Source organism: Chroococcidiopsis sp. [FACHB-1243] (assembly GCF_014696895.1).
In the GTDB taxonomy this organism is placed as follows: domain Bacteria; phylum Cyanobacteriota; class Cyanobacteriia; order Cyanobacteriales; family Chroococcidiopsidaceae; genus Chroococcidiopsis.
Genome location: NZ_JACJQX010000090.1, coordinates 1 through 9,328, shown reverse-complemented (window position 1 = coordinate 9,328; position 9,328 = coordinate 1). Strand labels below are relative to the sequence as shown.

General features: G+C 44.1%; 10 protein-coding genes and 1 pseudogene. 6 read left to right on the top strand and 5 right to left on the bottom strand.

The window, feature by feature from the left end:
- Positions 1-101: 101 nt before the first annotated feature.
- Positions 102-1,274 (bottom strand): annotated as a pseudogene (locus H6G17_RS31145) (amidohydrolase family protein); the annotation flags it as partial.
- Between the two features lie 330 nt (positions 1,275-1,604).
- Complete coding sequence (locus H6G17_RS31140) at positions 1,605-2,666, bottom strand: Mrp/NBP35 family ATP-binding protein (protein WP_192162444.1); 1,062 nt, start codon at positions 2,664-2,666, stop codon at positions 1,605-1,607.
- A 126-nt stretch (positions 2,667-2,792) separates the two neighbouring features.
- Between H6G17_RS31140 and H6G17_RS31135 the strand changes: the two genes are divergently transcribed.
- From H6G17_RS31135 to H6G17_RS31110, 6 genes are all read left to right on the top strand, one after another.
- A complete protein-coding gene (locus H6G17_RS31135) occupies positions 2,793-3,794 on the top strand; it encodes an isopenicillin N synthase family oxygenase (RefSeq protein ID WP_192162443.1) in 1,002 nt (333 codons plus the stop codon).
- Positions 3,795-3,889: 95 nt separating this feature from the next.
- Positions 3,890-4,282 (top strand): carboxymuconolactone decarboxylase family protein, encoded by a 393-nt coding sequence (locus H6G17_RS31130; RefSeq protein ID WP_192162442.1) that lies wholly within the window; start codon positions 3,890-3,892, stop codon positions 4,280-4,282.
- Positions 4,283-4,370: 88 nt separating this feature from the next.
- Entirely contained in the window at positions 4,371-4,562 is a 192-nt protein-coding gene (locus H6G17_RS31125) for a hypothetical protein (protein ID WP_192162441.1), read from the top strand.
- A gap of 657 nt (positions 4,563-5,219) precedes the next feature.
- Entirely contained in the window at positions 5,220-5,636 is a 417-nt protein-coding gene (locus H6G17_RS31120) for a hypothetical protein (RefSeq protein ID WP_192162440.1), read from the top strand.
- Positions 5,637-5,690: 54 nt separating this feature from the next.
- The gene (locus H6G17_RS31115) at positions 5,691-5,921 is read left to right on the top strand and encodes a hypothetical protein (protein WP_192162439.1); all 231 of its coding nucleotides are present in this window, start codon (positions 5,691-5,693) and stop codon (positions 5,919-5,921) included.
- Complete coding sequence (locus tag H6G17_RS31110) at positions 5,918-6,190, top strand: hypothetical protein (protein ID WP_192162438.1); 273 nt, start codon at positions 5,918-5,920, stop codon at positions 6,188-6,190. The genes H6G17_RS31115 and H6G17_RS31110 overlap by 4 nt, the downstream gene beginning before the upstream one ends.
- Positions 6,191-6,257: 67 nt before the next feature.
- Here H6G17_RS31110 and H6G17_RS31105 read toward each other — a convergent pair whose 3' ends face one another.
- From H6G17_RS31105 to H6G17_RS31095, 3 genes are read right to left on the bottom strand one after another with little or no spacing between them, the layout of a single operon-like run.
- The gene (locus H6G17_RS31105; RefSeq protein WP_192162437.1) at positions 6,258-7,202 is read right to left on the bottom strand and encodes a HEAT repeat domain-containing protein; all 945 of its coding nucleotides are present in this window, start codon (positions 7,200-7,202) and stop codon (positions 6,258-6,260) included.
- Between the two features lie 10 nt (positions 7,203-7,212).
- Positions 7,213-7,440 carry a ferredoxin family protein gene (locus H6G17_RS31100; RefSeq protein ID WP_192162435.1) on the bottom strand — a complete coding sequence of 76 codons (228 nt, stop codon included), beginning with the start codon at positions 7,438-7,440 and terminating at the stop codon, positions 7,213-7,215.
- 45 nt (positions 7,441-7,485) lie between these two features.
- Positions 7,486-9,189 carry a fumarate reductase/succinate dehydrogenase flavoprotein subunit gene (locus H6G17_RS31095; RefSeq protein WP_192162433.1) on the bottom strand — a complete coding sequence of 568 codons (1,704 nt, stop codon included), beginning with the start codon at positions 9,187-9,189 and terminating at the stop codon, positions 7,486-7,488.
- Positions 9,190-9,328: the final 139 nt, after the last annotated feature.

The window sequence follows — 9,328 nt, the reverse complement described above, 5'->3', positions numbered from 1 at the left end:
AGAGGGAGCAATACTCCTTCCAATTGAAATTATTGAAAGCTATATATAGCAAGTGCTTCCAGAGAAGTGGCACTTTTTTACACGGATCTCGGCTCAATCCCAATTCCAGCTGCGGCAAAATCTTCCAACTCGCTGCCTACAGGCTGACGGCTGTGACGACCGAAAGAAGACCCCAGAACGCTCTCGGTCAATTCTGCTTTACCCAGGGAATGTCCGTTAGTTATTTCGCTACCGTAACGCTCGAATAGCTCGAACAGCTCGTCAGAATTTGTCAAAGCTGGATTGTAGTTTTGCAGCCCCTTGAGATTGCGCTTGGAGAAGCGATCGACCAAATGAATATAGACGTGAGCGCCCCAATCTGCGCCGCCTTCGAGCATGGCAACCCGTAACTGCGGGAATCGTTTCGTCACACCACCAAAGAACAATGCTTTAGCAAACGCTTGCGATCCATCGGCAAAGTGACCGATGTGGTTGTTCATGTAGTTGCTGATGGAACTCCGCCCAGTCCAGCCCTGACTGCCGTAATGAGTCGTGACGGGTACGCCGAGTTCGACTACCTTTGCCCAGAAAGGATCGTAGTCGTATTCGCTATCTAAGCCGTAGAAGTCGATATAGGAGGCATATTTGGTAATTTCAGGGAATTGTTCCGGTGGATATTTCTCGGCGATCGCCTTAATCGGACGTTTCACTCCACCCGAAATGTTAATTACCTTCAGTCCCAGCGTATCAATTGCAAACTCTAGTTCCTCTATGCCTTCTTGGGGAGTGGTTAAAGGAATACCAGCCACGGGAGTGAGGCGATCGCTATATTTGCGGTAGAGATCTGCGTGATAGTGATTGATCGCTCGTTGCAATGCTTGACGATATTCTGGCTTGGCTCCTGTGGCTGCCAAAGCATTGTTAGGAAACAGCACGGAATAGTCCGATCCCTGCTCTGCCTGACGCTCGTAGAGCAGTTCGGGAAGGGTGTAGGTGGCAAGATCCAAAGTGTTGCGGGTGACTCTTGCCCACCAGGGCGATCGCAGGGTGCGATAGTAGTGCCGTTCCTCTGGCGTTTGTTGATACCAATCTCTCCCATCGATTTTCGGGTTGAGCCGAGATGTTTCTGTTTTACGCAATTCGTCTACGAGTTTTGCACCTCCATAATTGGCGATGTAATCCTCTAAGGCTGGCTTGAAATCATTTGTATGAACGTCGGTATCGATGACTGGATAATTTAGATTAGCTTTAACGGCAACGGAGGGTGAAGTCTTCAAGCGGTTGTAGTCACTCATCGTTTGTTTCCTCAAAGAGTACGGGTTCTTGCCAATCTCGAAAGACCGATCGACACCACAACAGATTTGTGTTTTTTCTTTTCTGTAAGCGATCGAGAAATCTGTTGCTGAAGATTCTGTAAAGCCGCAAGATCAAATCTACGGTTTATTGAGCGATTTATCGTATATCTTCAAACCAGCATCGCACAAAGTCCCGTGAGGAGACAAGACTTTATATAAAAACTTTTGTAAAACTAACAGTTAGATTATCTAACTAAATTGCTTCAAGTGAACCTTTTGGGGGAGCTACAAGGCTAAATGTCAACTATCAAGATAATGTTAGATAGAAAACTACTGAAAAGTATTGGCGATCGCCCCAGCTATCTGTAGAAAAACTTGACTGACTGGGGATTTTGAATTGGCGGTGGCGATCGGTTTTCCTGTATCTCCACCAGCACAAACAGTAGGATCGAGGGGAATTTGCCCTAAAAGGGGTGTGTTTAATTCTGCTGCCAACTGTTGACCGCCACCACTACCGAAGATTGGCATCGATTCGCCACCACTACCAATCAAATAGCTCATATTCTCGATGATACCGAGAACGGGAACCCCGACTTGGCGAAACATGTGAATGCTGCGGCGCACATCTGAAATGGCAATTTGTTGAGGAGTTGTTACTACTATTGCCCCACATACGGGACTTTCTTGCACGATCGTAATTTGAGCATCTCCAGTCCCAGGAGGTAGATCGATGAATAGATAATCTAGTTCTCCCCATTCCACCTCATGAAGAAACTGAGTGATGATTTTGTGTAGAACAGGACCGCGCCATGCTAAAGGGCGATCGCGTTCTGCCAATAGTCCTACTGACATGATTTTGATGCCATAAGCTTCTAAAGGTAAAAATCTTTGACCGTTTGGGGTGTCGATAACTTGCATCTCAGATTGTCCCAGTCCCAGCATTTGAGGAATGTTGGGACCGTAAACATCGGCATCTAGCAGACCGACTTTCAAGCCAGCTAATTGTAAGGCAACCGCCAAGTTGACGGCAGTAGTAGATTTGCCTACGCCGCCTTTACCGCTAGAAACTGCTAGGGTTGTTTTTACATTTGGAATAGTGCAGAGTTGGATATACGATTTTTTGCACCAAGACAGGGGTGAGAGGATGGATTGAATTTTTGCCTGTAAGTGGCGTTGGTGAGAACCGATGTAGAGGCGCAGGTAAATGTAATCATCGACAATCCGCAGATTGCGTACCATACCTAAACTTACGATATCATTTCTAAGTTTTGGTTCGATAACTTGTTTGAGCAGTTGAATCACTTCTTGCTGACGAGTCACTGTCAGGGGATTGGGAGCAGAAGCTTGTACCTCTTCTTCTGGACGGTAGAATGGGGATTGACGATCGGACATAAAAAACTCTACAAAAACACTAAAACAGCTATGAAGCAAGGCAGCGAATATTGCGCTCCCGATCGCCTAGTCTTGTATCTTGGTTAATTAGTCGGGTTTTTGCTCGAAGTGGAGGAGAACCTTAGCATGAAAAGCTCGCAAGTTGTAGATAGGTTGTCGCATCTTCCAGTTGTTGATATTAGCGCGTTGTTTGGAAGCGGCGATCGCCATGCCGTAGCAGCTCAAATTGGGCAAGCGTGCCGCGAGTATGGTTTCTTCTATATTGTCGGACATAAAGTTGACAACGAACTACAGCAACGGCTAGAACAGCTCAGCCGCCAGTTCTTTGCTCAGGATCTCGAAACTAAACTTAAGATTCGCATGGCTATAGGTGGTAGAGCGTGGCGAGGATACTTCCCTGTTGGCGGTGAACTGACATCAGGTAAGCCTGACTTGAAGGAAGGGATTTACTTTGGTGCAGAACTGGAGGAAGACCACCCACTTGTCAAAGCTGATACCCCAATGCACGGTCGAAATCTCTTTCCAAATAATATCCCACAATTGGGCGAGACGGTGCTTGAGTATATGGCAGCAATGACTCAACTAGGACACACGCTGATGAGAGGTATTGCTCTGAGCTTGGGATTGGAAGAGTCGTACTTTGCTGACCGTTATACGGCAGACCCACTGATATTATTTCGGATTTTTAACTACCCTGCCGCTGCTGCTAAGGATGTGAAATGGGGCGTTGGCGAACATACTGATTATGGAGTATTAACTATTCTCAAGCAAGATGATGCGGGCGGATTGCAAATCAAGTCAAATGGCTGGATAGATGCGCCTCCTGTAGCTGATTCATTCGTCTGCAACATCGGGGATATGCTCGATCGCATGACCAGAGGTTTGTATCGCTCTACACCTCATCGCGTGCGGAATCTATCGGGACGCGATCGCCTTTCATTCCCCTTCTTTTTCGATCCTAACTTTAATGTTGAGGTGAAGCCGATTGAACTGGACGCAATAGCGGTAGATGACAAACACGAACGTTGGGATCGAGCCAGCGTTCACGACTTTCGCGGTACGTATGGGGACTACGTGCTGAGCAAGGTAGCCAAAGTTTTCCCTCAATTGCGGCGATCGGTATTATAGAGATCGGCTGATGCTACAAGCTAGACCAAATTTTTCACTTCGCTCGATCCAAAACGCTAGAAAACGCCAGAGAGAAAATTTATTTACATTCAGCTATGACTCAGTTGATTGAATACGAAGACAGTAGCGATGAAGTCCGTGCTGTATACGATGACATCCGTGCTACCCGTAAAACTGATGAGATCAATAACTTTTGGAAAGCATTAGCAAATCATCCACCAACTTTACAACGTACTTGGCAGACAGTAAAGGAGGTAATGACCAGTCCTGGGGAAATCGATCCACTGATGCGCGAATTAATTTATATAGCTGTAAGCGTAACTAATGGTTGCGAGTACTGCATTGCTTCCCATACTTCGGCAGCATATGCTAAGGGAATGAGCGATACTATGTTTGGTGAATTAATGGCAATTGTCGCTACCGCAAATATGACTAATCGCCTCGCTAACGGTTATCAAATTCCAGTAGATGAGCGATTTAAGACTTGAAATAAAGGGCGATCGCTAGGTTTTCTTTGTGGAGCGCCTCTTAAAATAGGTAATTTGATGTGGAAACAAGAGATTTTAAGGTATTGTAATGTCAAGCTCCGAATTGAAGTTTATCGCTGCTCTAATAGAGTTTTTAGTTGGGTGTTACATTGGTTATACTACTGTAAAAACATTCCTCACTCCAGAGGCAGGTTTATTTGTTGGTGCTGCGATAGGTGGTATAGCTGGGGTATCAGTGATGGCAGCTATTCGCTTAAGTTATTGGCTACGGCTTAAGTGATTTCCATAGCAGCTTACTGCATCAAGAGATGATGTGGATTTGTAGTCTGAAGATATTTATTGATGCAAATACTATGCTTACTAATATTAGAAGTCATAATAAAATGTACCAATCAAGTAGTTAACGAGCAGTTGGATGTATGAGTGAATACCATAACGATACGCTGCAGCAGACCGCTAGTTTGTACTCGTACTGTTGCTAGTTTTGATTAGCAATTGGTGAGCTAAACTATTAATTTTAAGAAGAAGGAGTTCAGAATGCATGTAAATTTTTAGTGTTGTTTTGCGCTTAACTTTACAAATACTAAGTATCGTTATAAAACTTGAATTCAAGGTATTCATTAGCTGGTAGAACTAATTTTCTCAATTGCTCGTTGAGCTTGTATACTGACTTCGCAATCGCGATCCTCCAACGCCTGCTGAAAGTATCAGATTTACCCAAATTGTCAATGGAGATCGCGGTTTCTTTTCTCACATTCAACGCCTAAAAAAAAGTAATGATTTAGTACCAGGAGTTTCTTCGTAATATTTAAATAATAAACTTTTGCAACCTGTAAATGTTCATTTTTACGTGCTTTGCCAACAGTAAAAATTGCTTTTGAAGTTGAAAATATGATAGAATGAGAGCAATCTAGCTTAAAATCTTAACTTAACTTCCATGACTGTTGCTCAGTCTGCAAAACCATCTAGCAGTAACATTGCCGTAACACTAAAACGAATCATTGCTCTTTTAGAAGAGGATGAAATAGATGAGTATGGCATTTTGCAACCAAGTCAATCGGCATTTAAGCTAGTCATGCGATTTGTTATAGAAGCTTACGAAGCAATGGGCGATCGCTTTCCAAGAGCATCAGTGTCTACAGATGAGAAAGGCAGCATTAGACTGACATGGAGCAAGTTAGAACCTGAATGTGAAGTCAGACTAGTTTGCCCTGCCGATGCCGAGCAACAGGTGTATCTGTACCATGAATTAGGGGATACTTACGCTGTAGAACAGAATGTGACAGCATCTAACTTGGTGCAGTGGTTAGAGTTATCTAATTTAAGCGAAACGTTTCATAAGCCTTTGGCGTAAGGCTCAAGTAGAATTAGAGAACGATCTATAGTAGTAATTCTTCACCTTGAGATTATGACTGAGCTACTCCGACAAGTTATTTCAGAGATCGAAAAACTTCCTGCCGAACAGCAAGATGCGATCGCGTCCCGTTTGATGGCTGAATTAAAGGATGAACAAGCATGGTCAGCTCGATTTGAAGCAACGACTGACGAACAGTGGGATCGATTGGCTCATATGGTGCGGCAAGAGATTGCAAATGGAGAAACAGCTTCACTGGATGAAATTTTTCCAGTTAAACAATGAAATCGAGTGTCACCAAGACATTTCGCAAGCAGCTCAATCAACTTCCTGCATTTGTGCAAGAGCAAGCTGAAAAAGCTTACGAACTCTGGCGCGAAGATCCTTATCACAATAGCCTGCAATTTAAGCGTGTGAGTCAACGCCAACCAATTTATTCTGTTCGTGTCAGTCTAAATTATAGAGCCGTGGGATTGCTAGAACCAGAGAATCGTATTTATTGGTTTTGGATTGGCACGCACGATGAGTATGATGAGCTGTTAAAAAGACTGTAACTTTGGATTATTTATTGAGATCGATAATCTCACAATGCGATTGTGAACTTTGAATCGATGTTACTTATCAGCTCGATAAACTGATTTTCTCAATAGCTCGTTGAGCTTGTATACTAACTTCGCGATCGCAATCGTCTAATGCTTGTTGAAGGGCGCTTATAGCATCGGAACTACTCAAATTACCAAGGGCGATCACCGCTTCTTTTCTCACATCTGAATATTCATCTGCCAACGCTTTAATCAAAGTAGGTAACAACTTAGCATCAGGTATTTTTTGCAAGACCTGTATGGCAGATTTTCGCACTTGCCAGTGTTCGTCTTTGAGTGCTTTTTCGACAGCAAAAATTGCTGATGGTTTAGCATGAATTGCTAATGATTTTGCCGCATTGCGGCGCACCTGCCAGTCTGGATCGGTGGTGAGTGCTTGCGTCAATAACGCGATCGCTGATTCATCAGCAAAATGTCCCAACGTTAAAGCTGTTGCACGTCGTACATTGTCATCAGAATCTTGCATTAACTTTAGGGCTGGCGGACAATGTTGAACTTGGTTTAGATAGGATAAAGTTGTTACCCCTGCTTCTCGCAGTTCGGGATGTTCTGACGTGAAGAAGCCGATTATTACAGGTAGACATTGAGCGTCATGAATTTTGCGTAAAAGAATCAGAATATTGAATTGAAGATGAAAATTTTCTTGTTGTATGGAATCTAGTAAAAGTTGTAAATGTTCGGGAGAAACTAACTCGCCTAACGCCGATAGTGCTTCGCTACGAATTTCTGCTTCAGGTGAAGCAAGGCATGGTATTAAAGCGGGAACTACAATAGGATTGGCAATTTCCCACAGTGCCGTTATCGCAATTTTTTGCACGGCAGTATTTTCGTCTTGCAAGGCAGTTACTAAAGCATCGATCGCATCTTCTTCTCCCAAGTGTTGCAGAGTTTTGACTGCAACTAGGCGATCGTCTAGATTGGGCGATTGCAACATTTCTAACCATTCATTTAACTGGGCATTCATTTTAACTTCTTTATCGCAACAAAAAGGGAATTTGCACCGTAATCGCGTTTGTGGGACACTCTTTTTCACAAGGGAGACAGAACCAACATTCGTCATATTTCATATATGCTTTTCCTGTTTCTGGATTTTTTGCTAATACATCCAGAGGACAAACCTCTATACAAGCCGTGCATTTTTCTAAACACTTAGACTCATCTACAATGACGGGAACATCAACTCTGTGGTTAATTAAAGCCATAAATTCAATCTCCAATAGTGAAGCGATCGCCTGAAATTTTATCGTTTATCGTGCTGCTACGTGATAAACTTCCTTATCTAAATCTACTTCTACAACATAAGGCTCTACAGGACATTTGAATAATATCATTTTTCCCGAATTATTCTTTTTCAAATTCACATGACAGAACCATTCTTCGTTATTCTTCTCTGGAAAATCCAGGTGATAGTGATATAAACCCCAACGACTTTCCCGCCGATATAATGATGCGCGTGCTGCCATTTCTGCACAGTCACGAATAAAATGGACTTCCATACAGCGCATGAGTTCGTGAGGGTCACGCGCTCCCATCTGAGATAAAGTTTCGTGGTAGCGAATAAAATGATTTAATCCAATCTCCATCTTGTAACCCGATTTTGGCGGTTGCAAATAATCATTAACTAGCCGTCGCAACTTATATTCAACCTGAGTATGAGGAATCCCTTGCGGCTGATTCAGAGGTGTATAAATCCGCGCTTTTTCTGCTGCTAAAAAGTCGGCATCTGGTTCTAAATGCTCCAAATCTTGAATGTACTCAACAGCATGAGTTCCAGCCAAACGACCGAAGACAAATGCCCCAATCATATAGTTGTGGGGAACGCTTGCCATATCTCCCGCCGCATACAATCCTGGTACGGTTGTTTCTGCTTTTTCATTCACCCAAACGCCAGAAGCACTATGTCCGCTACACAGCCCAATTTCTGAGATATTCATTTCAATTGGGTGGGTGCGATAGTCTTCGCCTCTACCTGCATGGAAACGTCCTCGGCTAGGGCGCTCGTTTGCCCAAAGAATCGACTCGATTTCAGCAATTGTATTTTCGTCTAAATGAGTCATTTTCAATTGAATTGGACCCTTGCCCGAATTCAATTCCTGCCAAACTTCTAGCATCATTTGACCGCTCCAATAATCGCAACTAATGAAGCGGTGTCCTTCGGCGTTGGCAGTGTATGCCCCAAATGGACTAGCGACGTAAGCACAAGCGGGACCGTTATAGTCTTTGATTAAAGGATTGATCTGGAAGCACTCGATATTGGTCAATTCTGCCCCTGCATGATACGCCATCGAGTAACCATCGCCTGCATTCGTGGGGTTTTCGTAAGTACCGTAGAGGTATCCTGACGCGGGGAGTCCCAACCGTCCGCAAGCCCCCGTACAGAGGATGACAGCCTTTGCCTGGATGACGACAAAATCGCCCTCACGCACGTCAAAACCAACTGCACCGATCGCTCGTCCTTCTGAGACTAAAACGCGAGTTGCCATGACGCGATTCGTGATTTGTACTTTGTGGCGCTTGACCTGTCGGGTGAGAATAGTTTTTAGATCTTTTCCCTCTGGCATGGGTAGCACGTATTTACCCACCCGATGCACTTGCTTGACATCGTAATTACCTTGAGGGTCTTTTTGGAACTTCACGCCCCAACTTTCTAATTCTTGAATCGTTTCGTAGCCGAGTTTTGCTGTTTGATAAACGGCTGGTTGGTGCAGAATGCCATCGTTGGCGATCGTGATTTCGCGAACGTACTGTTCTGGTGTGGAATGTCCAGGGATAACGGCAGTATTCACTCCATCCATTCCCATTGCGATCGCCCCACTGCGGCGAATGTTCGCTTTTTCCAGAATCAACACCTGACAACTAGGGTTTGCTTGCTTTGCCTTAATTGCTGCCATTGTCCCCGCCGTACCACCACCGATGACGAGTACATCCGTTTTCATCCACTCTTGTTTCATGCTGCTCTCCTAAAGTCTGAAACTTGCTAACAGTTGACGGGATTGAGCCGAGATCCGTGTAAAAAAGTGCCACTTCTCTGGAAGCACTTGCTATATATAGCTTTCAATAATTTCAATTGGAAGGAGTATTGCTCCCTCT